The sequence below is a fragment of the Desulfobacterales bacterium genome (assembly GCA_021647905.1).
In the GTDB taxonomy this organism is placed as follows: Bacteria; Desulfobacterota; Desulfobulbia; order Desulfobulbales; family BM004; genus JAKITW01.
In genome coordinates this window covers 1-26,066 of the sequence record JAKITW010000009.1, presented here as the reverse complement: position 1 = coordinate 26,066, position 26,066 = coordinate 1, and the positions used below count along the sequence as shown (strand labels likewise).

23 protein-coding genes and 1 other RNA gene are annotated in these 26,066 nt (G+C 59.8%); 10 read left to right on the top strand and 14 right to left on the bottom strand.

The features are described 5' to 3' along the window. Positions 1-11 precede the first annotated feature (11 nt). The 3 genes from L3J03_02870 to sat (L3J03_02860) form a co-directional block, all read right to left on the bottom strand. On the bottom strand, positions 12-986 hold the full coding sequence (locus L3J03_02870; GenBank protein ID MCF6289932.1) for a hypothetical protein: 975 nt from the start codon (positions 984-986) through the stop codon (positions 12-14). A gap of 79 nt (positions 987-1,065) precedes the next feature. Continuing rightward, on the bottom strand, positions 1,066-2,280 hold the full coding sequence (gene sat / locus L3J03_02865; protein ID MCF6289931.1) for a sulfate adenylyltransferase: 1,215 nt from the start codon (positions 2,278-2,280) through the stop codon (positions 1,066-1,068). Between the two features lie 162 nt (positions 2,281-2,442). Next, positions 2,443-3,720: a sulfate adenylyltransferase gene (sat, locus tag L3J03_02860; GenBank protein ID MCF6289930.1), complete on the bottom strand. Its 1,278-nt coding sequence runs from the start codon at positions 3,718-3,720 to the stop codon at positions 2,443-2,445. 342 nt (positions 3,721-4,062) lie between these two features. Here sat (L3J03_02860) and L3J03_02855 point away from each other — a divergent pair, with 342 nt between their 5' ends. The 6 genes from L3J03_02855 (at position 4,063) to L3J03_02830 (ending at position 12,145) form a co-directional block, all read left to right on the top strand. Further along, positions 4,063-5,634 carry a L,D-transpeptidase family protein gene (locus L3J03_02855; protein ID MCF6289929.1) on the top strand — a complete coding sequence of 524 codons (1,572 nt, stop codon included), beginning with the start codon at positions 4,063-4,065 and terminating at the stop codon, positions 5,632-5,634. Then, positions 5,631-7,127, top strand: coding sequence for a M14/M99 family metallopeptidase (locus L3J03_02850; GenBank protein ID MCF6289928.1), 1,497 nt, complete (start codon positions 5,631-5,633; stop codon positions 7,125-7,127). Before L3J03_02855 ends, L3J03_02850 begins: the two co-directional genes overlap by 4 nt. Before the next feature lie 258 nt (positions 7,128-7,385). Continuing rightward, a complete protein-coding gene (locus L3J03_02845) occupies positions 7,386-9,701 on the top strand; it encodes a tetratricopeptide repeat protein (protein ID MCF6289927.1) in 2,316 nt (771 codons plus the stop codon). Positions 9,702-9,834: 133 nt separating this feature from the next. Continuing rightward, a complete protein-coding gene (locus tag L3J03_02840; protein ID MCF6289926.1) occupies positions 9,835-10,260 on the top strand; it encodes a hypothetical protein in 426 nt (141 codons plus the stop codon). Positions 10,261-10,309: 49 nt separating this feature from the next. Further along, the gene (locus L3J03_02835; protein MCF6289925.1) at positions 10,310-11,608 is read left to right on the top strand and encodes a radical SAM protein; all 1,299 of its coding nucleotides are present in this window, start codon (positions 10,310-10,312) and stop codon (positions 11,606-11,608) included. A 126-nt stretch (positions 11,609-11,734) separates the two neighbouring features. Further along, on the top strand, positions 11,735-12,145 hold the full coding sequence (locus L3J03_02830; GenBank protein ID MCF6289924.1) for a transcriptional repressor: 411 nt from the start codon (positions 11,735-11,737) through the stop codon (positions 12,143-12,145). 12 nt (positions 12,146-12,157) lie between these two features. Here the strand turns inward: L3J03_02830 and tyrS are convergent, their stop codons facing one another. The 11 genes from tyrS to L3J03_02775 form a co-directional block, all read right to left on the bottom strand. Next, positions 12,158-13,375, bottom strand: a complete 1,218-nt coding sequence (gene tyrS, locus L3J03_02825) for a tyrosine--tRNA ligase (protein MCF6289923.1) — start codon at positions 13,373-13,375, stop codon at positions 12,158-12,160. 205 nt (positions 13,376-13,580) lie between these two features. Further along, positions 13,581-15,155, bottom strand: a complete 1,575-nt coding sequence (gene rny, locus L3J03_02820) for a ribonuclease Y (protein ID MCF6289922.1) — start codon at positions 15,153-15,155, stop codon at positions 13,581-13,583. A gap of 612 nt (positions 15,156-15,767) precedes the next feature. Next, a non-coding RNA gene (gene ssrS / locus L3J03_02815) (6S RNA) lies at positions 15,768-15,950 on the bottom strand. Positions 15,951-16,044: 94 nt separating this feature from the next. Beyond that, on the bottom strand, positions 16,045-16,344 hold the full coding sequence (locus tag L3J03_02810; protein MCF6289921.1) for a cell division protein ZapA: 300 nt from the start codon (positions 16,342-16,344) through the stop codon (positions 16,045-16,047). Between the two features lie 76 nt (positions 16,345-16,420). Further along, the gene (gene zapB / locus L3J03_02805) at positions 16,421-16,813 is read right to left on the bottom strand and encodes a cell division protein ZapB (protein MCF6289920.1); all 393 of its coding nucleotides are present in this window, start codon (positions 16,811-16,813) and stop codon (positions 16,421-16,423) included. A gap of 154 nt (positions 16,814-16,967) precedes the next feature. After that, positions 16,968-17,453, bottom strand: coding sequence for an 8-oxo-dGTP diphosphatase (locus L3J03_02800; GenBank protein ID MCF6289919.1), 486 nt, complete (start codon positions 17,451-17,453; stop codon positions 16,968-16,970). Positions 17,454-17,558: 105 nt separating this feature from the next. Beyond that, positions 17,559-18,215, bottom strand: coding sequence for a FumA C-terminus/TtdB family hydratase beta subunit (locus tag L3J03_02795; protein ID MCF6289918.1), 657 nt, complete (start codon positions 18,213-18,215; stop codon positions 17,559-17,561). Positions 18,216-18,228: 13 nt separating this feature from the next. Then, positions 18,229-19,065 (bottom strand): fumarate hydratase, encoded by an 837-nt coding sequence (locus L3J03_02790; GenBank protein MCF6289917.1) that lies wholly within the window; start codon positions 19,063-19,065, stop codon positions 18,229-18,231. A 249-nt stretch (positions 19,066-19,314) separates the two neighbouring features. Further along, positions 19,315-19,596, bottom strand: a complete 282-nt coding sequence (locus L3J03_02785) for a 4Fe-4S binding protein (GenBank protein ID MCF6289916.1) — start codon at positions 19,594-19,596, stop codon at positions 19,315-19,317. Positions 19,597-19,605: 9 nt separating this feature from the next. After that, on the bottom strand, positions 19,606-20,823 hold the full coding sequence (locus L3J03_02780; GenBank protein ID MCF6289915.1) for a hypothetical protein: 1,218 nt from the start codon (positions 20,821-20,823) through the stop codon (positions 19,606-19,608). Between the two features lie 25 nt (positions 20,824-20,848). After that, positions 20,849-21,241 (bottom strand): metalloregulator ArsR/SmtB family transcription factor, encoded by a 393-nt coding sequence (locus L3J03_02775; GenBank protein ID MCF6289914.1) that lies wholly within the window; start codon positions 21,239-21,241, stop codon positions 20,849-20,851. Between the two features lie 147 nt (positions 21,242-21,388). Here L3J03_02775 and L3J03_02770 point away from each other — a divergent pair, with 147 nt between their 5' ends. The 4 genes from L3J03_02770 (at position 21,389) to L3J03_02755 (ending at position 26,062) form a co-directional block, all read left to right on the top strand. Further along, positions 21,389-21,958, top strand: a complete 570-nt coding sequence (locus L3J03_02770; GenBank protein ID MCF6289913.1) for a DUF4390 domain-containing protein — start codon at positions 21,389-21,391, stop codon at positions 21,956-21,958. Positions 21,959-22,043: 85 nt separating this feature from the next. Further along, positions 22,044-24,263 carry an ATP-binding protein gene (locus tag L3J03_02765; GenBank protein ID MCF6289912.1) on the top strand — a complete coding sequence of 740 codons (2,220 nt, stop codon included), beginning with the start codon at positions 22,044-22,046 and terminating at the stop codon, positions 24,261-24,263. Positions 24,264-24,382: 119 nt separating this feature from the next. Next, complete coding sequence (gene hemB, locus L3J03_02760; protein ID MCF6289911.1) at positions 24,383-25,357, top strand: porphobilinogen synthase; 975 nt, start codon at positions 24,383-24,385, stop codon at positions 25,355-25,357. A gap of 3 nt (positions 25,358-25,360) precedes the next feature. Then, a complete protein-coding gene (locus L3J03_02755; GenBank protein MCF6289910.1) occupies positions 25,361-26,062 on the top strand; it encodes a hypothetical protein in 702 nt (233 codons plus the stop codon). Positions 26,063-26,066 lie beyond the last annotated feature (4 nt).

Genomic DNA, 26,066 nt, shown 5'->3' with positions numbered 1-26,066 from the left:
ATAAAACATTTCTAACCAAGGGTGTCCACATAACGCTTCAGGTCTTCATGGAACTCTTCGGCAGTATCGTAGAAAACCGGACTTGCCGTGGAAAAGTGGAGAAAGATGTCGTTCAATTCCTTGGAGATGTAAGGAAAAAGTTTCCGCAGGTTAACGACCTTGTTCCTGGACAGCAGGGACATGTCATCCGGGATGATGGTATCCATGACCCGCTTCCCCATTTCCGGATGGGCGAGAACATCGCGGGAATAGTAGTTGCCGCGTCCCACCAGGAACATCAGCAGGTTGCCCAGTTCAAGCACGTCCAGGACAAAAGGCCGTTCCGGGAGATAAAAATCATAATCAAAATCAATCCACTTGAAGGTATTGGTCCCATACTCGACAAAGATGTGGTCCCGCCGGATGTCGCCGTGCCGCAACCCATTGGCGTGCAGCATGGCGATGGCCCCGGTGCAGCCCAGGAATTCCCGCAGTATGCCGGGCAACTCCTCCTCATGGTACTGCCGATGGAGCGCGTTGCTCTTATAGATATACTTGTCCAGCCGCCGGCCGACAATGACATCAAGGACGCGGACCAGGTTGCCGCCGGCGTCCCGGACGCCGTAGCCCTGCATGAAACGGCTGTTGCCCCGGACCATTTCGAGAATCCGCGCCTCTTTTTCCGGGTTCCGGAAACAGGGGATCGTATAGCCGCCGACGGTTATGGAAAAGGTCTCATGAAAGACCAGCTTGAGAATCAACCGCTGGCCGCTGGCCAGGTCCTCCACCCGGGGCACCCATTGCTTGGGCTGGTCGTCAACCCCGAACCGCCCCTCCCGGGTATAGCCGGTGACCAGGAAATAGCGGCCGTCCAGCAGGATGATATCGCCATAGTCGATGGCGGTAAAATCCGCGGTATCGGTAAACAGCCTGGGCTTGCGGCGGATACTCCGGATCACCGGATGGTCTGCCAGGCGGGCGGCGATCTGCTCTGGTAACTGTTCCATGGCAAGGGCCTCGGCCGGGCCAGACGTAAACTCTCACAGGCAGCGAATCCGTTTTGTCATCGGCCCGGACGGACACTGGTTATGGTTTCGGCCGGGAGTAATACTCGGCAAGGACCCGCAGCACCTCGGGCCGGCTGAACTCCTCGGGCACCTCGCTGGTTTTGCCTTGCCGCAGCAGCTGGCGGAGCTTGCTGCCGGAGATGAGCACCCGATCGGCCGGATCATCCACCGGACAGGTCTTGAGCGAGGCCATGCCCTTATTCCGTTTTGACCAGAAGGCCCAGTCGATCTTGAGCGGCTGGATCTCAAGGGCCCCGGGCCAGAGGCGGTCAAAGATCGTCTGGGCCTCGAACAGCCCGTAAAAATCACCGACCCCGGCATGATCCCGGCCGACCAGAAGGTGGGAGCAGCCGAAGTTCTGCCGGAATATGGCATGGAGCAGGGCCTCCCGGGGACCGGCAAAACGCATCTCCAGCGGCGAGACCGCGAGCACGGTCCGTTCCCTGTTGAAATAGCTGCTGACCAGGGCCTGACAACAGGCAAAGCGGACATCGGCGGGCACTTCGTCCGGGGCCGGCGCGCCCACCACCGCATGGATAAGCAGACCGTCCGACACCTCCTGGGCCACCTTGCAGATGTATTCCTGGGGCCGGTGCATGGGATTCCTGGTCTGGAAAACCGCCACCTCGGACCAGCCCAGATCCTCGAAAATGCTCCGGGCCACGGCAGGATGCATATAGGCATTGCCAAAGGTCCGGCGGAAATTCTTCTCGCTCAGCACCCTGACCGGGCCACCGGCATAGTAGCGGCCCGAGGCCATGACCTGCCGCACCCCGGGATGTTCCTCCATCGCAATCCGCCAGAACTCGTCAACACTCTTGGTGCCCTGGCCCACGAACACCGACTCGCATTCCCTTTTCTTGTCCGGCTCAAAGATCTCCTCCACCACCATGGTGGCCAGCAGGCTGTCCTGCTCGAACAGGGCAATCTCCTCGCCCTCCTTAAAAGAAGGCGCCTCCACGGCCAGGGTGACCGGCAGCGGCCACAGGACTCCGGGGTCGCTGCCGCGCAGCCGCATCTCTTCCAGCACCCCCTCGTAGTCCGCCCGGCCCATGAACCCGGTAAGCGGCGCAAAGGCGCCCATCCCGAGCATCATCAGGTCCCCGGCCTCCCGGGCGCTGATCTGCACCCGGGCCATTTTTACGGCCTTTTTTTTCGCCTCTTCACCGGCCGTGCCGGTCACCAGTCGCGGGGTCAGCTCTTTCTTGGAACCATGGGGCTTTACCAGGGCCATGCCGGTACCTCCTGCAAGAAGTGATCAAAAAAAATCAACCGGTTCTTCTAATGAAGTATTGGTACCTGGCCGGGACCGAGGAAGCAACAAAAAAATCGGGGAGATGCCCATGGGCATCTCCCCGATATAAATCAGGACGTTCTTGCCTTACGGCAACGCTTACTACATTGCATCACCGGAGGCGGCGCCCTGCATCTTGACCTCGACCTTCTCGGTCAGGCCACTATAGTACTCACGCAGGATTGCCAGGACCTCTTCGCGGCCGAAGTGATCCGGAATCTCGGCGCCCTCGGACAGGGCCTTGCGCAGCTTGGTGCCGGACAGGATGACCCGGTCTTCCTTTTTGTGCGGACAGGTCCGGAGGGAGACCATGCCGTCACACTTGAAGCAGTAGAAGGTCCAGTCGATCTTCAACGGCCGGCACTGCAGGGCCTTGCCCGGATCGTCCGGGCAGGGGATCTCGTCAAAGATATCCTGGGCATCGAACAGGCCGTAGAAGTCACCGACCCCGGCATGGTCACGACCGATGATCATCTTGGAAACTCCGTAGTTCTGGCGGAAGGTGGCGTGGAGCAGGCCCTCGCGGGGACCGGCGTAACGCATGTCAAGCGGGTAACCGGCCTGGATCACGTTGTCCTTGACAAAATAATTCTCAACCAGGCAGTCGATGGCCTTGACCCGGACATCGGCCGGAATGTCACCGGGCTTCAGGTTGCCGATCAGGGAGTGAATCAGCACGCCGTCGCACACCTCGATGGCGATCTTGGCCAGGAACTCGTGGGAACGGTGCATGGGATTACGAAGCTGCAGGGCGGCAACATCGGACCAGCCCCTTTCCTCGAACATGGCCCGGGTCTCGGCCGGGGTCAGGTAAACACCCTTGTACTCCTCGGGGTACTCGCCTTCGGACAGGACCTTGACCGGACCGGCGATGTTGATGTCCTTCTGGGCCATGACCATTATGACACCGGGATGATCTTCCATGGCGATTTTCCAGAATACGTCATCAGCAGACTCTTCACCTTTGCCCTTAAAGACCTTTTCGCATTCCCACTTCTTGTCAGCCTCGGTCATCTCAAATTTTTCAGTGACCTTCATGGTTGCGAAGATGATACCGCCGTTCTCCAGGGCAATCTCGTCGCCCTTGGAGATATCCGCGGCATCTTCCTTGGAAATATCCAGGGTGATCGGTACCGGCCAGAAGGTGCCGTCGGCCATGGTGAAATTCTCGCATACGCCTTTCCAGTCAGCCTTGGTCATGAAGCCTTCAAGCGGGCTGAAACCGCCGATGCCCATCATGATCAGGTCACCCTTGGCCCGGTCACTGACCTGAACTTTCTTGAGACCGGCTGCTTTTTCCTGCTCGGCTATCAACTCCGAGCCGTGCAGCAGACTACAAACCAACCCTTTACCACCATGAGGTGCAACTAGTTTCGACATGAGTTTCCTCTCCTTTACGCTGCTGTATTTTTTATATGTTACGGGATGAACCGCTATTCATTTCCGACACGTTCTTATATTAGAGGAAGGCCTGTATTGTCAAGGAAAAAAACAGCGATTCCAATATCGGACCGCCCTGTTTTCGACCTTGATCGCCACTCGCGCCGCAAGGTCATTACGGCGTAAACCGGCGTTGGCCGGGATGTCGCGCCTATTTCCCCCTTGACAAGGCAGGAGGCCGATTGTATGTACCTTGATGCAAGAGTAACGGAACAATAAGGCAATCATAACAATTCCCCCGGGCCGGCCGGAGGAGTGCGGCGATCCCCCGGCAAACTCCCCATGAAAAAAACAGCCTCCCTTTTTTTCCTGCTACTCCTGATCTGGACCATATTTCCGGCCTTGCCCGTATCAGGCGCGGTTTTCAAGGGAACCGACCTGCCGGTGACCCTGTCGCCGACGCATCGATTTCAGCGGTTATTCAAGGTCTTTTCGGTCACCGAGCCCCTGCATCTGGTCCTGGTGGAAAAAAAACAGCAGCGACTGCTGGTTCTCCGCCATGACGGCACCCTGAAGCTGATCGCCAGCTTTGTCTGTGCCACCGGCGAGAACCCGGGCAGAAAAAGGGTGAGCGGCGATTCCCGCACCCCGGAGGGGATCTACTTCATCACCAAGATATTCAAGGACAACAAGATCACCATCTTCGGCAACCGGGCCCTGCACCTTGACTATCCCAACATCTTTGACAAGCTCGCCGGCAACAACGGCGACGGCATATACCTCCACGGGACCAACAAAAAACTTAAGCCCAACAGCACCAACGGCTGCATCACCCTGGCCAACGACGATCTCAAGGAACTGGTTCAGTATATGGATATGATGGTGACCCCGGTGGTGGTGGTGGATGATCTCGAATCCCTGGACTCGCTGCTGGCCACCCGCGGGATCGACAGCGCCCGGCTGGAAAAGAGCCTGCTCCCGGCGAGCTTCGACCCCCGGCGAACCAGGTTCGATTCTCTCTACCTGATCAACTACGGCGGCAGGCAGGCCGTGGCCGTGGGCGAATTCAGCCAGCGGCGCAACGACGCCACCCGCCGGCGCGGCTACGGCCGCAGTTATCTACAGTTCAGGGATGGAAAGGACTGGCAGATCATGGAACGGATTACCAACACCACTCCGATCCAGATCTATCCCCTCTACCCGATGAAGATTGCGGCAAGCCCTCTTTCCCAGCTGTCCCGGGACCGGGTCGCCAAAGCCTCGATTCCCGCACCAGACAAGGGGTCTGCCCCTCCGGTCCCGGGCCCGCCCGCCAAACAGGTTGAACCGCCCTCTTCCCGGTTGACCCTGCTTACTCCGCTGTCCCTGAAACAGCCCCCCGAGCCATCCCCGCTGCCAAAGCCCAAGACAGCGGCTGAAATTGTTCGCCAGCCGCTTGCCGAACCATCATCATCCCCACCAGCCGAACCAGGGCCGGCGACGGCCACCGTTGTCGCAAAAAAAGCAGCACCCCACCCCCCGGTTCCGGCTGTCAAGGAGGCTCAACCGGCCCATCCCCGGGACCGGCGGGAGATCATGGCCTTTATCGAGGCCTGGCGGACGGCCTGGTCGAACAAGGACCTTGACGCCTATATCGCGGCCTATCATCCCGGCTTCCGCCAGGACGGCATGAACCTCGCCGCCTGGCGGGCCCACAAGGCCCGGCTCAACCGGACCTACAAGTTCATCAAGGTGACCATCAAGGATATCCGGATCAAGTGGACCGGATCCGGGGCCATTGTCTCCTTCCGGCAGGGATATCGCTCGGACCGTTATGTTGCGGACGGCACCAAGACCCTGCACCTGGATCATACCGGCCCGGGCTGGTTGATAAAACGAGAACTGTGGTCAAAGGCCAAGAGGACCGATCGATGAGAAACCGGCTGTTCTTCCTCTGCTGGGGATGGTGTCTGGTCATTCTCTTCGGCCTGACCGGCACGGCCGGGGCCCAGATCCGCCACGAAGTTTTCCTGGCCAACACCGAACACGAACTCAACGTATACCGGATATTCGGCGAGGAGTCGGGCAAGACGATCATGATTATCGGCGGGATCCAGGGGGATGAACCCGGCGGTTACCTCACTGCTGATCTCTACGCCGACACCCACCTGAAAAAAGGCAACCTGATCGTGGTGCCCCGGGCCAACCTCTACTCCATCCTGTTAAACAGCCGGAACGGTCTGACCGGGGACATGAACCGCAAGTTCGCCCGGGAGACCGATCAGGTCACCCACCTGGACGAGGAAATAGTCTCCATTCTCAAACACCTGATCGCGGAAAGCGACTGTCTGCTCAACCTCCATGAAGGGTCGGGCTACTACTCCCCCACCTGGATAAACGATATGGAAAACCCGGGACGCTACGGCCAGTCGATCATCTTTGACACCGACACCTACCAGGTGCCGGACAGCGACAAGGTGGTTGAACTCGGTTCCCTGGCCCGCCGGGTAATCGCCCGGGTCAACCAGCAGATCCCCAACCCGCGCTACCGGTTCCGGGCCAACAACCACGACACCTTCGCCACGGACAGCAAGCATAAGGAACAGCGCAAGTCCGCCACCTTCTATGCCCTGACCCGGGCGCATATCCCGGCATTCGGCGTTGAAACCTCGAAGATGATCAAAAAGCTGGAAACCAAGATCCAGATGCAGAAACTGGTGATCAACACCTTTATGGAGGAAATGGGGATTGTCCTTGATTCGCCGGGCCTGGTTCTCGACCAGCCCCGGCTTAATTATCTGCTGGTCAAGGTCAATGATTCCCATCCCGTGGCCCTGGCCAACGGCGCCACGCTTTTCATCACCCTTGGGGACGAGATCACGGTCACCGACATCCTCGCCAATTACCCCCGGGGGGTGATAGCCGATATCGAGAATATGGGCACCAAGAACGACACCAATATCCCGTTCAGGGTGTGCAAGCCGACCAGGATCATCATCCGCAAGGATGCCGAGGAGTGCGGCTGGGTCCTGGTGGTGCCCAGGGAGGAGACAGCGCCGGTTTCTTCCTCCCCCCGGCCCCGGCTCACGGTGGATCAACTCAAGGCCGAACAGCTCCTGGTCCGGGTCGGCGACCAATTACAGACCCTGGCCGAGGGAGAGGTGCTGTCAATGCCCAGGGGCGCGCGGCTGAGTCTCCAGGGGATCCGCACCAACATCCCGGGCCTGGACGAGGAGGTTTTCGTCAATCTCAAGGGCTTTGCACCGCCCAAGTCCGTTAACGACGGCAATGATCTCGGCTACACGGTCTATACCGGCCGGGACCTCTGGACCCGTTATTCCAAGAACAAAAAGGGCCGCTTATATCCCATCGAAGCCACCCATAAGGATAAGAAAATCGGCCTGTTCTGGGTGGAACTCACCGACTGATCCGCATCCTGAACGATATTATCCGGCCCGGGGTTGACACCGTTGACCGGGCCGCTAAAATGAGACGTTCCATGGCTGATGGCTGCGCCGGGAGCGCAATAAAAATAATATAAGCGTTTACAGGCCGGTGGTTTCCGTAAATTTGTAACCCCTGGTGAACGGTTACAAAATAATTGTTACTTGTTGGTCAAGGGTTTGCTCAAAGATAAATTCGCAGATTCGGCGCGCCACGATCCCTTGACGGGCAGGGCAATTCCCATGCGACTTCTTCTCATCTTTTTCTGTGTTCTGACATTTTCCATTCCTCCGGCCCAGGGCGCCGGCCTGGCCGATCTGACCGCGGCCGCTGAAAAAGGCGACCCCACGGCCCAGACCACCTTGGGCGAGCGTTACGCGACTGGGCGGGGCGTAAAAAAAGATTATGGTACTGCGCGACGCTGGTATGAAAAAGCCGCGGCCCAGGATCACGCCAATGGGCTCCGGGCATTGGGGGTGCTGTACGAGATGGGCCGGGGAGTCAAAAAAAATCCCGCCAAGGCCGCTCAACTCTATCGCCGGGCCGCGGATCTCGGCATGGCCAGGGCCCAGGTCAACCTGGGCTATCTCTACGAGCACGGGCTTGGTGTCAAACAGGATTATGGCCAGGCCCTGGTCTGGTATGACAAGGCGGCGGCCCAGGGCTACCCGCGCGGCCAGGTCTATCTCGGGATGCTCTACGAACAGGGCAAGGGGGTGGCCCGGGATTACGGCCGGGCCCTGGATCTTTACCGGCGGGCAGCCCGGTCCAACTATTCCCGGGGCCAGTATCGGCTGGCGGCCCTCTATGAAAAAGGGTTGGGGGTGGCCACCAACCTGGACCAGGCCCGGGCCTGGTATAAAAAGGCGGCCGGCCAGGGCCTCCCCGCGGCGCGCAAGGCACTGGCCCGGCTTACCCGGCGGTTGGCATCTGAGAAGAAAACCGCCTTGGCACCGGAAAAGACCGCCTCTACTCCAGCGGCCGATACCGGCAAAGCCGTGCCCACACCAGCAACACCCCCGGACCTGGTGCCCGATCTGCCCGGGATCATGGACAAAAAACCGGTTGCCGAAAAGTCTTCGGAGCGACCATCCGCGGAAACTGTCCCTGACAAAAAGCCACTGGCCGGCACACCTCCCGAACCGGAACCAGGAACCACGGCATGGTATCTTTGGGCCGCCAAACAGGGTAACGACGATGCCCAGAACACCGTGGGACTGATGTACCTCCATGGAGAAGAACTTGAGCAGGATTTCGGCCAGGCGGTCCGTTGGTTCAAGAAGGCGGCCAAGGCCGATAATAACGCGGCCCGGAACAACCTCGGGCTGATGTATGCCCAGGGCCAGGGGGTTGAGCAGGACTATGTCCAGGCGGCCCGCTGGTTCCAGCTGGCGGCCGCGGCGGGCAATGTCCCGGCCCAGAACAACCTCGGCCTGATGTACACCAAGGGCCGGGGCGTGGCCAGGGATCCGGTGACAGCGGCCTATTGGCTGGAACAGGCGGCCCAGGGCGGCCATGGCGTGGCCCAGAACAATCTCGGGGTAATGTATGCCAACGGCCAGGGGGTGGTCAAGAATCTGCAACAGGCCCTTTACTGGCTGGAAAAATCCGCGGCCCAGGGCAACGACCGGGCCCGGGTCAACCTGGAGATCGTCCGTAACGAGCTTAAATCCGCGCGCCTGCCCGGGCAGGCCGGCGACCCGGCCCGGGCACCTCTTTCTCCGGCGGCCGGTCCCGGGCAGGCAGATGAACCTGCCATTGGTCCGGAAGAGGAAACGGTCCACTCGGCGGTGGAACATTTTCACTTCGGCAACCTCTATGCCAGGGAGGGCAAAATCGACCAGGCCATCGGCGAGTACAACCAGGCCGTTGCCCTTGACCCGGACAACGCCAACACCTATGAAAACCTGGCCATTGTCTATGTCAAGTCCGGTCGGACCAGGGAGGCGATCAAGGCGATGCGCATCGCCATCCAGCTGAGACCCACCGATGCCGCCAAATACGCCACCCTGGGCATCATCCACCAGGCCAATCAGGAACCGGACAAGGCCTTGACCCAGTATATCTATGCCGCCAGACTCAATCCCGGGCTTGACTGGCTGTTCTACAACATGGCCGCGATCTACCTTGACCGGCAAGACCTCGGCCGGGCCTGGAAATGCGCCACCATCGCCCAGGCCCTGGGCTATCCCGATGAGACCATTATCAAGGAGTTGAAAAAACTGGCCCCGGAACTGAAAAAGGTCTGGCAACCGGATATTGACCAAGCAGGCCTGCGCCGGATCGTGGTTAAAACCAGACAACAGGCGGACCGGGTCCGGACCCGGCTGGCCGGGGGCGAGAACTTCTCCCAACTGGCCGACAAGGTCTCGATTGTCCCCCGGCCGGTAAACGGCGGCTATATCGGCCCGGCAACAGAGGCCCCGGAGTTTATCGCCAATGCGATCGCCGATCTGCCGCTCCTGGAATTGAGCCCGGTAATCAGCAGGGAAAACAGATATCATCTCTACCAGAAAATTCCGCTGGCCAAAGAACTGCTCGAAATTCCCGGAGAGTAAAAAAAACTTCTTGCCATGGTGCTGATCTTTCCCTTTGAAAGATCAGGCGCTATCGATTAAAAGGATGGTAATCACGATGCACCCGGCTTCCTGGCCAGGCATCGCAACCTCTCACCACGGGACAGGGAATATTATGGCTCGAGTATTCACCGGGGCAAGCAGCGCCACCGACAAAACCATCCGGGCGATCGACCGAAAACGGGAGCAGGAAAGGCGCTATATGCTTTCCCTGGCATACAAGAGATCAGAGGAACTGGCCACCAGTCTGGTTCAACGGTTGCTTGATCAACACATCATCGAAATCACCTCGGAACAGGATGTGCGGGAAGCATATGCCCGGCAGCTCAACCTCCTGTCCGATATGGAGGAGTTCGATATCCAGTTCAAGATAGCCCCGCTCCGGACCCTGACCCCGGACCCGAACTTCATCAGTCTGTTTCTTACCCAGTACACCATTGAAGAGTTGGTTGACCATCCCAAGGTGCAGGATGTGTTCGGTGACGATCTGGACATCTACACTGCCATTGATTCGGTAATCGACAGTATCCGCCCCAAGTAAGCAGCCGGCCGCCCTGCCTGACAAGCCGCTTGCCCGCAGGCCGCCCCCCATGTCCCGACCCCAACCCCATCCCGATACGCTGCCATCGCTGGTCTATGCCAACCGGGCCGGCGAGATCAAGGATTTTCCCGGCCTGGCCATGGCCGGCCGCAGTTGGGATCAATTTGCCCCCCCTGACCTGGCCGATCTGATCCCGCTGCCGGTTGGCAGCGAACTCTTTACCCTGCCGGACCGGCTGCCCGTTGGTATCGACCCAGGCACCATGGAACCTCTGCTGGTGGAGCAGAGCCCGGACGACCCCAAGGAGGGCATCCGGGCGGTTGCCGCCTTCATGGCCCCAGCCCATACCGCCATCCATACCGCCGCCTTCCAGAGGAGTTGCCCCGATCAGCCCCCCCTGCCCCTGTTCGCCTACACCGCCGTGGGCTGGCATAACGGCCGGTTCTGGGTCTCGGCGTTCCGCAGCGATCCCGACCCCCGCCAGGACGCGGACCGGTTCGATCCCCGCAAGATCATGACCAGGACCAGGCGTCAACTCAAGGCCCATCGCCAGAACCGCCTGATCCAGCATCTGGGCGAATGCTGCCTTACCTACGGATGCCCGGCGGCGCGAAACTATTTCCTCGGCAGATGGGAAGCGCCGCTGCCCACCTCGCCTACCTGCAACGCCGGCTGCGTCGGCTGCATCTCCCTGCAGCCCCCGGGCCGCTGTCCCTCGACCCAGGAGAGAATCCGGTTCGTGCCAACTGCAAAGGAAATCGCCGGGGTGGCGGTGCCGCATCTGGGCACGGCGCCGCGACCGGTGGTCAGTTTCGGCCAGGGCTGCGAGGGCGAACCGCTGCTCCAGGCCGGGATCATCGAACAGGCGATCCGGACAATCAGGGAACACACCGACATGGGCACCATAAATATCAACACCAACGCCGGCCTGCCCGAGGCGGTGGACCGGCTGGCCGATGCCGGCCTGGACAGCATCCGGGTAAGCATGAACAGCGCCCGTCCCCTTTACCATCGCCGCTATCACCGGCCGCGCGATTTTACCATGGCCGAGGTCCGCGGCTCGATCCGGGTAATGAAAAAGCACCGGAAATTCGTGTCGCTGAACTACTTCATCCTGCCCGGTTTCAGTGACGATCCCGAGGAACTTGCCGCCCTGACCGGACTGATCGACGAGTTGCGGCCCGATCTGATCCAGTTGCGCAACCTCAACATGGATCCGGACTGGTATATCGAGGTCATGGATATCAAGGCCAAGTCGCCGGGTATGGGGATCAGAGCCTGGCACCGGGAGTTGCGCCGCTGCTTTCCCAATCTGCGTTTCGGTTACTTTAACCCGCCCTTGCGCTGATTATGGATTCAGTGTTAATTGCTTATCCAGCATAAAATTCTTGCTATCCGGGGAGATTGATTATAATATCCAACAGAGAATTATTATCAGAAAGATGTCCTGGGAAGGACAGGAGGGAAATGCGGGATGGAAAGTTTGGCAAAAACAATGCGGATCACCAGTCAACGCCAGGTGATCCTCGAGGAGTTGAGAAAGGTTACATCGCACCCCACTGCCAATCAAGTCTATGAGATGGTCAGGAAAAGGCTGCCCCGGATCGGCCTGGGCACCGTGTACCGTAATCTCGAACTCCTGGCTGATTGCGATATCATCAAAAAACTGAAGGTGGGCGGTGAGCAGAAACGGTTCGACGGCAACCCCGCGCCCCACTATCACATCCGCTGCAGCCAATGCGGCCGGGTTGACGATGTGGACGTGGAGCCGAACCAGGACCTGGAGCAGAAAGCGGCTTTAAGCAGCGGCTACGAAATCCTCGGTCACCACGTGGAGTTCACCGGCCGCTGCACTGCCTGCCAGGAGCAGAAAAGACCGGACTGATCTTTTTTTCTCTCAGCGGAACAGCACCCGACAGAACCTCCTTTTCCCCACCTTGAGGAGAACCTCGCCCTGTCGCCGGACCTCGCGGTCCACGTCAATTACCCTGGCGTTGTCCAGGGAGACCGCCTGCTGCTTGATCAGCCGACGTCCCTCAGAGGTTGAAGTAATAAGGCCCGCATCCACCAGCAGCCGCGGCAGCCAGATATCCTCGCCGCCGGCCTCCAGCTCCAGTAGCGGAATATCTTCGGGCAGGCCGTGGTGTTTGAACACCTGCTCAAAGTTGGCCTCGGCCTTGACCGCGGCGTCGGCGCCGTGAAAGCGGGCGACCAGTTCCCTGGCCAGTTGCTGCTTGACCGCCTTGGGATGAACGTCCCCCTGTTCCATCTCCCGGGCCAGGGAGTCAATCTCCCGGCTGCTCAGGTCGCTCAACAACTGGTAATACCGGAACATCAAGGTATCGGAAAGGCTCAACACCTTGCCGTAGATAGCATCGGCCGGTTCGTTGATCCCGATATAGTTGCCCAGTGACTTGCTCATCTTGTCCACCCCGTCCAACCCTTCCAGCAACGGCATGGTGATGACCACCTGGGGCTCCTGTCCCCAGGCGCGCTGCAGATCACGGCCCATCAACAGGTTGAAAAGCTGATCCGTGCCGCCCAGTTCCACGTCCGCCTTGATCGCCACCGAGTCATACCCCTGGATCAGGGGGTAGAGAAACTCATGGATACTGATCGGCCGCTGGTTTTCAAAACGAACCTTGAAGTCCTCCCGTTCCAGCATCCGGGCCACGGTGAGTTGCGAGGCCAACCGGATAAAATCATCGGAAGTCAACCGACTCAACCACTGGCTGTTGAATACCACCCTGGTCCGTTCCGGGTCGAGAATTTTAAAGATCTGTTCCTTATAGGTCTCGGCGTTTTGTTGTACATCTTCGCGGGTGAGCGGTTTCCGGGTCTCGGATTTGCCGGTGGGATCGCCGATCATCCCGGTAAAATCACCGATCAGAAAAAGAATCTCATGACCAAGCTCCTGGAAATGTTTCATTTTCTGGATCAGGACCGTATGGCCCAGATGGAGATCCGGGGCCGTGGGGTCAAAGCCGGCCTTGATCTTCAGGGGCACCCCGGTTTCCTGGAAACGCCGCAGTTTCTTCTTCAGCTCTTCCCGGGAAATGACGTCAACCGCCCCCCGCTCAATCAGTTCAATCTGGGCATCAATGGAGGTACTCATCTTTCTATGGAAACCCTCGTTGTTAAAAGAAGACAAACAAAACAGTTCGTGTAGCTGAATCACAAGGTAACTCTACAACACCATTAGCCCCAAAGCTGGTAAACGGCACAAGTGCCGCAGGTTCGTGCAAGCGCTCCTGTTCGTTATAGCTAAGCTAAGCTATACGGACAGGAGCGATCGTGCGAAAATGTGGTGCTTGTGACGTTTATCTGGCGTACTCAACCGCTCTGGTCTCCCGAATCACCGTCACCCTGATCTGGCCGGGATAGGTCAGCCGTCCCTCGATCTCCTTGGCCACCTCCCGGCTCATCAGAAAGGCATCCTGGTCGGATATCTTGCCGCTGTCAACGATGATCCGCAGGTCGCGGCCGGCCTGGATCGCATAGGATTTTTCCACCCCGCTATGGCGGTTGGCGATCTGCTCAAGGTCTTCCAATCGCTTGACATAGGTCTCAAGCATCTCCTTCCGGGCCCCCGGCCGGGCGCCGGACAGGGCATCGGCCGACTGGACCAGCACGTCAAGCACGCTTTCCGGGGCAACGTCCTCGTGGTGGGCGGCAATGGCATGCACCACCTCGGATGACTCCCCGTACTTCCGGGCCAGGTCGGCGCCAATGGTGGCATGGGACCCTTCCACCTCATGATCCACGGCCTTGCCGATATCATGGAGCAGCCCGGCCCTCCGGGCCTGTTTCACGTCAAGGCCCAACTCCGAGGCCATGATTCCGCAGAGGAACGCCACCTCCACCGAATGCTGGAGCACATTCTGGCCGTAACTGGTCCGGTACTTCAACCGGCCGAGCAGCTTGATCACCTCCAGGTGGACGCCATGGACCCCCACATCAAAGGTTACCTGTTCCCCGGCCTCGCGCATGCTCACCTCCAGCTCCTTGGCAACCTTGGCCACCACCTCCTCGATCCGGGCGGGATGAATCCGGCCGTCGACAATGAGCTGCTCCAGGGCCTGTCGCGCCACCTCGCGCCGGACCGGGTTGAATCCGGAGAGAATAACCGCCTCCGGGGTATCATCAATGATGATATCAATACCGGTGGCCGCCTCCAAGGCCCGGATATTGCGGCCTTCCCGGCCGATGATCCGGCCCTTCATGTCCTCGCTGGGCAAGGACACCACGGACACGGTCCGCTCGGCCACATAATCGCCGGCATAACGGGAGATGGCCAGGGCCAGGATATTCTTGGCCTTGCGATCGGCCTGGATCTTCATCTCGTTCTCTATCTTCAGCAGCTGCTTGCCGGCCTCCATCCTGGCCTCGCTCTCAATACTCTCGATCAGCATCCGCTTGGCCTCGTCCAGGGTAATCCCGGCAATGGTTTCCAGCTTGAGCCGCTGCTCTTCAATCAGGGCATCGATCTGCTTCCTGTTCTGTTCCAACCCCTTTTCCTGCTTGACAAGAACCTGTTCACGGCGAAGCAGATCGGTCTCCCGTTTATCCAGGGTATCGATCTTGGCCTCGATCTGGTCCAGCTTCTTGCTCAGCCGTTTCTCCTCGGCCAGCACCTCGGCCCGGTGCTCATGGAGATCCTTTTCCAGGGCCTGCTTGATCTGAAACGCCTCGTCCCGGGTCTGCAGCGAGGCCTCTTTTTTGATCCGTTCCGCCTCGCTGATGGCGTTTTCGATCAACTGCCGGCTCTGGAACTCGATATTCTTCCGGTGTCCTTCGGCCAACAGCTTGCGAAGATAATAACCAACCGCGCCGCCGACCAACAGGCCGACCAGTAAAACCAATGCTATCTGTGTAGAAACGTGCAAGATATTCACGGAGCACCCCCCCTGCGTCCTTCCCCCTGCCCGCCAATCCGATCCCGGAGAGAGGAGAGATTTTATATAAACAGCCAGGGCCGTCCCATCAGGCCCGAAGCAAACCCGGCAACTCCGGGCCCTATCGAACCGGACGGGAAAACCCGACCGAACAACAGCACTACCAAGATCTGAAAAAAAACCGGGGAACGCGAAGAACGAAAAAGAGGGGGGCGGAAACCGAACCAGAGAGAACCGGACAGGCCGCCGGTCACAGGTCAATGCGCCGGGCGATCATTGCCAACGGTGGGTTCTGCTCGCTTTCCTGATTTTGATTGACGCAATCGGCCAGGACCACAGCGGCCAAAACCGGCCGCGCTAAACAGCTGGTTACGATCAGCGTCGCTCATGCACCCAAAAGGGGGGGACGACCAAGATTCCCGGCAGGCCGTTGCTGCTGCCATTCTCTCCGCAAGCCGAGCGTGCCGCTATATGAACCTGAACTTCTCAGGGTTGATATCATCTGCAGTTTCCCCCTGCCCTTTCCAAAGTCGTAACTACTCCGCGTTACTCTATATTATAAAGCACCATGCCGCGATCAAATACGGGAACAGTGCGTTTTTCATGTAATGAAAATCCCCCACCCTGCCGTGCCGGAAGGAATTACAGAACCTAATCAAGTTAGGTGGGCAAAACTCATATCCCATTGATGGAATTGGCCTTGACAAGGCCGATTCCTCTCCCGGAACAGCGGAGGAGCCCTTTTGTTAAGAGTTGGCTCTAAACATTCAGCCGACACCAACAGCGCAGGGGAAATCCATCTCGTCGTACTCCCCTTTTCCCGGCCGGTATCGCACCGGCCCTGCGGGAAAGCCAAAGAACAAAATCAATCGGGCCGCAAAGGCCCTTGTTACGTATCATCCCGGGGCAGAATCACCTCTATCTTGCTGCTCAGCCGTTCCATATGCCGGGCCATCGCCTGTTTATACTGCTCGAACTCCCGTTTCAGGCTCACATACTTGCCGGCCATGTTCAGGCTGGTCAGCACCGCTGCCTTGCTGGTGGGCAGCAGACTGGTGGAGGCCTGACCCTGCTGCCCCTCGATCTGCATCCTGACCAGTTGAAGGATCTCTTCAAGGTCCTCCTCCGGGGCATCGGTATACAACGGGTATTCCTGTCCGAGCACCTCAAATTTGACCAGCCGTTCCAAGGATACCCCCTGCCCTCGCACTACCTGATCGGTCCGGCGCCAAAAGAGCGGCCCGCGCCGGACTTTCTTCCTGAAGTCACTGGCCTGCCGGTGATTCGCCTCCCTGGGAAGCGCCCATGGAAAAAATCGGCATGCTGTCCTCAACAGGTTGGTCGTTGCCAGCGGCCGGGTCCGCATCGCCCTGCCCTGGTCCGCCTTGCTGTTCCTTTTCCCAATCCATGACCTTGTCGATCAGGGTGGTGACCCGGCCGTGCATCATCTCCCGGTCATTGCGCAGGCCCTCCACCTGCTCCTGCAGTTCGCGGTTACTCTGTTCACTCTCCCGCAGGCGGGCCTGCAACTCGTTATGTTCGGCCTTCAGCGTATCATAGCTGGCCAGCATCCGGGTAACAACCTGCTCCAGCCTGGCGAGTTTCTCTTCATGCCCCATGATTCGTCCCGTCTCCTTGATCTCCTGTCCCAACTCCACGCCGCTGTTTAAAACACGGGGCCGGCGGCCCCGAACCCTGGCGGACGGCCGAAGGAACTCGTAGCCAAGCGGTATTTCCCAGTTTTTAAAAACTATAATCTGGCCGCAGGGACAACGCAAGCGGTTTGTCTCGGGGTGGCGCAACCGGAACGGCTTACCGCCGCACACATGACCAGCCCTTGAGACGCCCCTGCGCATAGGGCATGTAGCCATGAAAAATCCCGGGATGATCGTCAAAAACCAGGGGCAGGAAACAGCGGTCCCCTTCCCACATCGGCAGTTCATTCAGCCCGGCAATGGGCTTCCAGAGAAGCTCGCCCTCTTGGTTCTCCGCAAAAGGGACGCCGCGAAACCGGTCTATCCGGAAGATGAACCCCAGCCAGTCCTCGCCGCCGGGCCCGAAACCGGGCCAGTTGATGGTGCCGCGCAGGGAAATATCAATGCACTCGATCCCGGCCTCCTCCCGGATCTCCCGCTCCATGCAGGTAAACACATCCTCATCGGCCAGCATCTTGCCGCCCAGGCCGTTGAACTTGCCCAGATGCTGGTCGTCCGGCCGCCGGTTCCGGTGTACCAGCAGGACCTGCTTTTTATCGGGTGACACCACGAATCCCAGGGTTCCGATAATCGGGGTATACATTCAGGCTCCTTTCGTGTGCTCACAGGATGGCGCGACCACCTGTCGAGTACACTCCTTGCCCTGTAAGACACAGGGTGCCGGAGATGCAAGGCATCGCCAGGTGGGCTATACATCGGTATGCGAACCTGCCGATGACAAAGCAGGGAAGCGAGCCTGCGAGACTCCGGGTTCAATGCCCGGTGATCGCTTACCCCTGGCCACCATTTCATAATAGTCGTTGCCGGCCAGGTCGTTGATCACCACGGCCGGGAAGTTCTCCACCTCGAAACGGAACATGGCCTCGGGCCCGGCATCTTCAAAGGCCACCAACTCGCATTTGCGGATGCAGCGGGCCAGATAGGCCCCGGCCCCGCCGACGGCGGCCAGATAGACGGCCCCGTGCTTGACCATTGCCTCGCGCACCGGCCGGGAACGGGCCCCCTTGCCCATGGTGGCGGCCAGTCCCAGTTCGAGCAGCCGCGGGGTATAGGGATCCATCCGGTAACTGGTGGTCGGCCCGGCCGCGCCGATCACCCGGCCGGGCCGGGCCGGGCTCGGGCCGACATAATAAAGGAGCTGGCCGCCCAGGTCCACGGGCAACGGCTCGCCCTGATCGAGCAGGGCGCAGAGCCGGCGGTGGGTCTGGTCCCGGCCGGTATAGAAATAACCGGTCAGGCTGACCAGATCACCGGCCTTCAGGGTGGCAAGTACCCCGGCTGCAAACGGTACCTGGATCTGCTTGACATTTTCGGACAGGGCCGGCCGGCCGCGCATTAAGGACATGACGGTTCACCTGCTAGAGTTCAATTTCTTTATGACGGTGCGCATGGCACTGGATATTGACCGCCACCGGCAAGCTGGCGATATGGGTGGGATAGGTATCCATGTGCACGGCCAGGGCGGTGTTGTTGCCGCCCCAGCCCTGGACGCCCTGGCCCTCCCTGTTGATCCGGGCCAGGATCTCCTGTTCCAGTTCCGCCACCTCGGTCCGGGGGTTGGCCCGGCCCAGGGGCCGGAGCAGGGACTTCTTGGCCAACAGGGCCGCCATCTCAAAGGTGCCGCCCATGCCGACCCCGACCAGCACCGGCGGGCAGGGATTGGAGCCGGCTGCCTTGACCCGCTCCACCACATAATCGACCACTCCCTCCAGCCCGGCCGAGGGCGGCAGCATGACCAGGCCGCTCATGTTTTCGCTGCCGCAGCCCTTGGGCAGAAAACCGATCCAGAGCGTATCACCGGCCACGATCTCGTAATGAATCACCGCCGGGATGTTTGTATTGGTGTTTTGCCGGGTCATCGGGTCGCACACCGATTTGCGCAGATAACCCTCCTCATACCCGGCCCGCACCCCTTCCTGGATCGCGGCGCCGAGATCGCCCCGCACCCGGACCTCCTGGCCGAGCCGGACAAAGACCACTGCCACGCCGGTATCCTGGCAGACCGGGATCTGCTCGCGGGAAGCAATATCAGCATTGAGGATCAGGACCTCCAGGGCGTCCCTGGCCAGCGGTGAAGTCTCCCGGTCCCGGGCCGCCACCAGGGCGTCGAGGATATCCGGTTCCAGGTGAAAACCCGCCTCCATGGCCAGCTTCTTAACCGCCGCGGTAATAACCGTACTCTCTAACTGCCGCATGTTTTCCGTCCTCAGGCCTCCGCCTTCAGTCCTCAGTCCTCTATCCTCCGCCCTCAGTCCTCAGTCCTCCGCCCTCAGTCCTCAGTCCTCCGTCCTCCGCCCTCCGTCCTCAGTCCTCTGTCCTCAGCCCTCAGTCCTCAGTCCTCAGTCCTCAGTCCTCAGTCCTCAGTCCTCAGTCCTCAGTCCTCTGTCCTCTGTCTTCTGTCCTCAGTCCTCAGTCCTCAGTCCTCTGTCCTCTGTCTTCTGTCATCAACAGCAGGTACATTCCGCCTTTTCCCTGCCCTTGAGCCAGGTCTGGATGATATAGGAGGCGCAGCCCACCCCCGGAGTCACGGAGATGGCCCCCACCGCGCAGTTGGTGGCGCAGGCCCCGCACTCCATGCAGCCGTCCCGGTCCCGGAGCCGCGCCTTACGTCCCTCCATGGCAAACACCCCGTGCGGGCAGACCTTGGTACACATCCCGCAGCCGACGCAGGCATCCTCATTGAATTGCAGGGTGGTCACCCCGGGCAGATACCGTAATGATTCCATATCATTCTCCTATGCAATAAACCGGGACCCGACCCAGGCCGCGGCAGCAACGAACAGGGCCAGGATCTGCACCGGGATCCCCTGGCGCATCTCCTTTTCCACGCCGGTCGGCGAGGTATAGGGGGTGGCCCCGGTAAAATTCATCGCTGTATAGGAACTGGCCGCCATGGCCAATAATATCAGGGCCGCGGCCTCCAGGCCCCTGATCCCGGACCAGTTGAAAAAAACGACCAGCGCGCCGCCGGTCAGACCGGTCATCAGGCCCTTGATGTAAAAGGCCCGGCCGGGAAGCCAGGGCAACAGGGCCGGCACCGCCACCGCGCCGGCAACTATCCCGCTCAGATAGGCGGCCGCGGCAATCGGACCACGCTGCCACACGGCGGCAACGGAAAACAGGCCGTGCCCGATCCCGGACAGGATAAGAACGGCCAGCAGAACCCACAGGCTGGGTTTCAATACCAGGGAGATTTCCACTGGGACCAGGAGCAGCCGTTCCGCCAGGGTGAAGGTCACCTGCCGCATGGCTGGATCGGCCTTGAGCCCGTTGTTGAGAAACTTTTTAATATCCCGGGCCTGGACCGGTCCCCAGACCGCCTCGAACCCGCAGCCTTTTTTGAGCTTATGGGCCGCGATTCCGGTGGCGCCCAGCTGCGGCAGGATAAGCCGGCGATGACGAACGATCCGCTCCAGCCCCACCGACTTCACCCTGGCGATCACCTCGGCAGTGGACAGGGTACCCTTGCCGGCCGCGCACCAGACATTGATCCCCCGGGTATCGAGAACCAGGATCCAGGCGTTGACATCGTCAAGCTCGCGGCGCAGCGTGTCAAAGCTGAGCTTGTAGTTGGCCGTGACCAGCACCGGCGAATCCGGATCCGGGCTCCCCACCCCGTACAGTCCCGGCGCCACCCGGTAATCGTTGCGGCCGATATTGAGCCGGGCCCCGATGGTTGCCAACCGATCGGCCGGGTTGAGCCTGGTCCGGACCAGGGGCACCGGTCCCATGGGCGTGTCACGAAATCCGCGGACAAACCCGCAGAGTTGGTAGCCCGGCCGTTCATGGGGACTGCTCGGCGGCCCCGGGGGCGGCCCGCAGCAGGGTTCATCATCCTCCACCGGTCCGGAGGCCATCGGCAGGCCGGTGAGCGGCCGGGGCCCGCAGGACCCTTCACCGGACGAGCCGGCGCAACAAGGTTCGGCATCGTTGTCTACATGTTTCAGTTCCATGTTTCTCTCTTGTTTCTTCCGCTGTTCAGCCTGTCAACCGGGCCGCCATCCGTAAAAATTCCGCAAGCATCTCATGGTCAAGGCAGTAGCAGGTACGGGGGCCTTCCACCTGGCCCCGGATCAACCCCGCCCGTTTCAGTGATCGCAGGTGCTGGCTGACCGTGGACTGGGCAAGGGGGAGCAACTCGACAAGCCGTCCGCACTGGCACCGATCCATCCCCTTGAGATACTGTACGATTTTGATCCTGACCGGATGGGCCAAGGCCTTGCATAACCGGGCAAAGGCATCGGGATCCGGACCTGTTTCCGTCAAGGGCTGTCTTTTCATCGTAAACTTACGATAAGCCTGGCGGAGCCGGGTGTCAACCAAAAATCCGCCGCTCCCTGTTGCCGGCCCCGCGGTCCCCAGATCCTCCATGGACAACACCGTGAATTTCGAGTAAATATATGGCCGCACGATGATGAAGCACCATGATCTCCCTCAATGTAACCACTCACAGGGTAAGCCGCCGGACTCCGGGTTGCCCCCAGCCCTGCAAGCGTTTACCCCTCAACCCACGACACCATGACAAACCTCAAACGCCCATTCCTCTCTCTCCTGCTTGGGTTCATCGTCCTCTTTGCCCTGCCCCGGCCGCTCCTGGCCGGGAAGGCGACCATAAGCGAAATAACCGTTGCCAACTCCGACACCGAACTGCTTCTTTTTTTCACTGTCAAGAACTGCTTTACCGATGAAATCGTCGCCGGCATCCATAACGGCATCCCGGCCACCTTCACCTTTTATGTGGAGCTGTACCGGATCAACAGGGGCTGGCCCGACCGGAAGATAACCACCCACACCTTCAACCATACCCTGACCTACGACAACCTGAAGGAAGAATACCGGATCGTCCTGAGCGAACGGAACCAGGAAATCGTTACCACCGCCCTGCTGCCCGCCCAGAAGCAGATGGCCGAGGTCAACGGATTCCGGGTAATCACCCTGAAGCAACTCGTCCCGGACACTGCCTACCGTCTCCGGATCAAGGCCAAACTTGCCAAAAAAACACTGCCCTTGTACTTTCATTATCTTATTCCCTTTTCCTCGTTATGGGATTTTGAAACCAGTTGGCACAGCCTGGAGTTCAGCTACTGAACGGCCCGGCCGCCATGTCCGGTAAAGCCGGGCAGGGCCCCTGAGACCTGATAGGCGAACCACTCGAAACCGACCCGGAGCTTTCATGGCAGTTTCCAGAGAACAACAGGCCCGCAAAAAACAGCGGATCCGGCAGGTCATCCTGATCTGCCTCTGCCTTATTCTCGGCCTGACCATCCTTGAGACCAGGGTCTCGCAACTGGGCGAAATTCCCTTCCCGGTAAGCGGCAACGTTCTCGTCTTTGTCCTGATCAACATCAATGTCCTGCTGCTGCTGCTGATAATCTTTCTCGTCCTCCGCAGCCTGGTTGAACTTATCTTCCAGCGCCGGCAGCGGATTCTGGGGGCAAAACTACGGACCAAGCTGGTCATCTCCTTTGTCTCCCTGTCCCTGATCCCCACGGCCCTGCTCTTTTTCATCGCCCTCCAGTTCGTCTCCACCAGCATGGACTACTGGTTCAACTCCACGGTGGAGCAATCCCTGCAGGAATCCCTTAACGTTGCCAAGGACATCTACCAGGAGGCGCGCCGCCGGGTAAACCGCCAGGGCCAGGCCCTTGCCGCCCGGCTGGCCGCCCGCCCCTACCGGCCCGCCCAGCTTAAGGATCTGGACTCCTTTTTTAACAACACCCTGGCGGCCCAGGGGCTGGAGGGGTTGGAGCTGTTCACCGACCAGCGCAAACCGGTGGTCAGGGTGTTGGGCGAACAGCTCGACGGCATCCAGCTTCCCGAGTTCCCGCCCGAGCTGTTCCGGCTGGCATTGAACGGTGAGCATGACCAGATCGCCATCCAGCGGATCCCGGCCGGCGAACTGGTCCGCGGCGTGACCCCGGTACTCATCAACGGCAACAACAACACCCCCTTTCTCCTGGTCACCTCCTTTCTGATCGGCAACGACCAACTGGAACGGATGAACGTCATCTCCAGGGGCATCGAGGGCTACCGCCAGTTGATGCTCCTCAAGAACCCGATCAAGACCAGTCTGTTGGTGATGCTGCTGATTGTTACCCTGCTGATCATCTTCAGTGCGGTCTGGTTCGGCTTTTATGTGGCCCAGGGGCTCACCGGCCCCATCGGCAAACTTGCCGGAGCCCTCAAGCGGGTTGCCGAGGGCGAGCTTGATTTTGTTCTCGAAAAAGAGGCTGATGACGAAATGGGGCTCCTGGTCGACTCGTTCAACATGATGACCCGGGACCTGGCCACCGGCAGCCGGCAACTGGAGGCGGCCAACCGGGCCCTGCGGGAGAGCAACCTGGAGCTGGACAACCGGCGGCAGTACACCGAGACCATTCTCCAGAACGTGGCCGCCGGGGTGATCTCCCTTGACGAGTCCGGACGAATCACCACCATCAACCGCTTTGCCGAGGAACTGCTGGGAATTGACAAGAAACATTACCTCAACCAGGACTACCGCACCGTGCTTGATCCCGCGCACCTGGAGATCCTCACCGGCTTTCTCAAGGAGTTGACCGAATCAGGCAAAAAGTCCATCCAGCGGCCCATCCGGCTGACGGTCCGGGACGAGGTCTTCTCCCTGCTGGTCAACTTCACCAAACTGACCGACGAAAATCAGAACCCCCAGGGTATGGTGCTGGTATTCGACAACCTCACCCAACTTGAAAAGGCGCAACGAATGGCAGCCTGGCGGGAGGTGGCCCGCCGGATCGCCCACGAGGTCAAGAACCCCCTTACCCCGATTCAACTCTCGGCCCAGCGCCTCCGGAAAAAATACATGGAACGACTCGGGGAGGACAGCGAGGTTTTCGATCTCTGCACCCGGACCATCATCAACCAGGTCGATGAACTCAAAAGACTGGTCAGCGAATTTTCCAGCTTCGCCCGGATGCCGGCAGTGGAAAAAACGCTCAACAATCTGGCGGACATGGTCAGGGAGGTATTGGTTCTCTACGGGGAGGCGCACGCTGAGATCGAGTTCATCTTCCAGGCGACCGGGGAGGTTCCGCTGTTCCCCTTTGACCGCAAACAGATGAAACGGGTCCTGATCAACCTGTTGGACAATGCGGTGGCAGTGCTCCCGGACGGCGGGCGAATCGAGATCCGGCTCAGTTGCGATACGGCCGGGAAGGCGGTTTTTATCGAGGTCCGGGACAACGGCCCCGGGGTGCGCGACCAGGACAAGCCCCGGCTGTTCGAGCCCTATTTTTCCACCAAAAAAACCGGCACCGGCCTCGGCCTGGCCATTGCCAGCACGGTGGTGGCGGACCATGACGGCTATATCCGGGTGCGCGACAACGAGCCCACCGGCGCCGTGTTCACCATCGAACTACCCCTGGCGCCGGTATAAGAGAGAATTCAGAATTTAGAACAACAAATCTCGGAAGCAGAACGGAACACTTCGATATTCTGCGATGTTAAGTTATATTGTCAGCTATTGAACCATTTTCAGCCACAAGGAGAACAGCAATGATGTTTCCAGAATATCGACCGCGCCGGCTGCGGCGGAACGAATCCCTCCGGTCCCTGATCCGCGAGACCCTTCTCTCACCGGCCCAGTTCATCTACCCGCTCTTTGTGATGGAGGGCAGGGGCAAGCGCGAGCCGATTCCCTCCATGCCCGGCATCGACCGGATAACCGTGGACCAGTTGGCCGGGGAGGCCAAGGAATGCCTGGGCCTGGGGGTCAATACGGTGATCCTGTTCGGGCTGCCCGACAAAAAGGATTCAATGGGCTCCGGGGCCCACGCCAAGGACGGGATCATCCAGCGGGCGATCAGGGAACTGAAGAATAAGGCCCCGGAACTGCTGGTGGTCACCGATGTCTGCCTCTGCGAGTACACCTCCCACGGCCACTGCGGGGTGATCATCAAGAACCGGGTGGACAACGACACCACCCTGGAGATCCTGGCCCGGACCGCCCTGTCCCACGCCCGGGCCGGGGCCGACATGGTGGCCCCCTCGGACATGATGGACGGCCGGGTCGGCGAGATCCGGGCCATTCTCGATGAAAACGATTTCGCCGAGATCCCGATCATGTCATATGCGGTTAAATACGCCTCCGCCTTTTACGGACCGTTCCGGGACGCGGCTGACTGCGCCCCCCGGCACGGCGACCGGCGCGGCTACCAGATGGATCCGGCCAATGCCTGCGAGGCCCTGCGCGAGGCCACCCTGGATGTGGAAGAAGGGGCGGACATCCTGATGGTCAAACCGGCGCTGGCCTATCTTGACATCATCCAGCGGCTGCGCGAGGAGTTCGACCTGCCGGTGGCCGCCTACCAGGTGAGCGGCGAATACGCCATGATCAAGGCGGCGGCGGCCAACAACTGGATCGACGAGGCCCGGGTGATGGAAGAGACCCTGTTGAGCATCAAACGGGCCGGGGCCGACATCATACTGACCTATTTTGCCAAGGACATGGCCCGGCTCCTGCAGAGATAGGCAATGACGGACAACCATCACCCCACGGGACCGACCATGGACATTCAGCGCTACCTGAAGGACGCCTGCAGCATTACCATCAAACACCCGCTGCTGATGATCCTGGGCGGGCTGCTGATCCAGATCCTGAATCTGGTCTCGCTCAGCCTGCTGGCCGGACCCCTGTTCGCCGGCTATCTGCTGATGGTCATCCTCTACCTGCGAGACGAGCGGCCGCCCGCGTTCAAGGACCTCTTTTCCGGATTCAAACGCTTTGCCGGGCTGTTCCCCTACTTCGGGGTGATCCTGCTCATTGTCACCGGGCTTTTTCTGCTCATTGTCCCGGGCCTGATCTTTGCCACCTGGTGGATCTACACCCTGCCGCTGATGGCTGACCGGAAAATGCGCCTGGACGATGCAATGCGGCTCAGCCGGCAACAGGTGAAACAGAAGGGTTTTTTCATCCACCTGGCCTTTCTCCTGATGATCACCTTTATCCCGGCCATGCTTCTGAACCTGCTCAGCACCATGCTGCCGCTGCTCAACCTGTTGAAAATCCTCCTGCCGCCGCTCCAGGTCGGCTGCCTGGCCGGACTCTATCTGGACACCTTTGCTGATCTGGAGGAGGAACAGACCGAAGAAAAACCACTGCTTCCCGGTCCGCAGCCACTGGAACCGGACGCGGAGCCGTCTGTCAAGGAAGAGATATTCACCCCGGGGGAATGAAGTC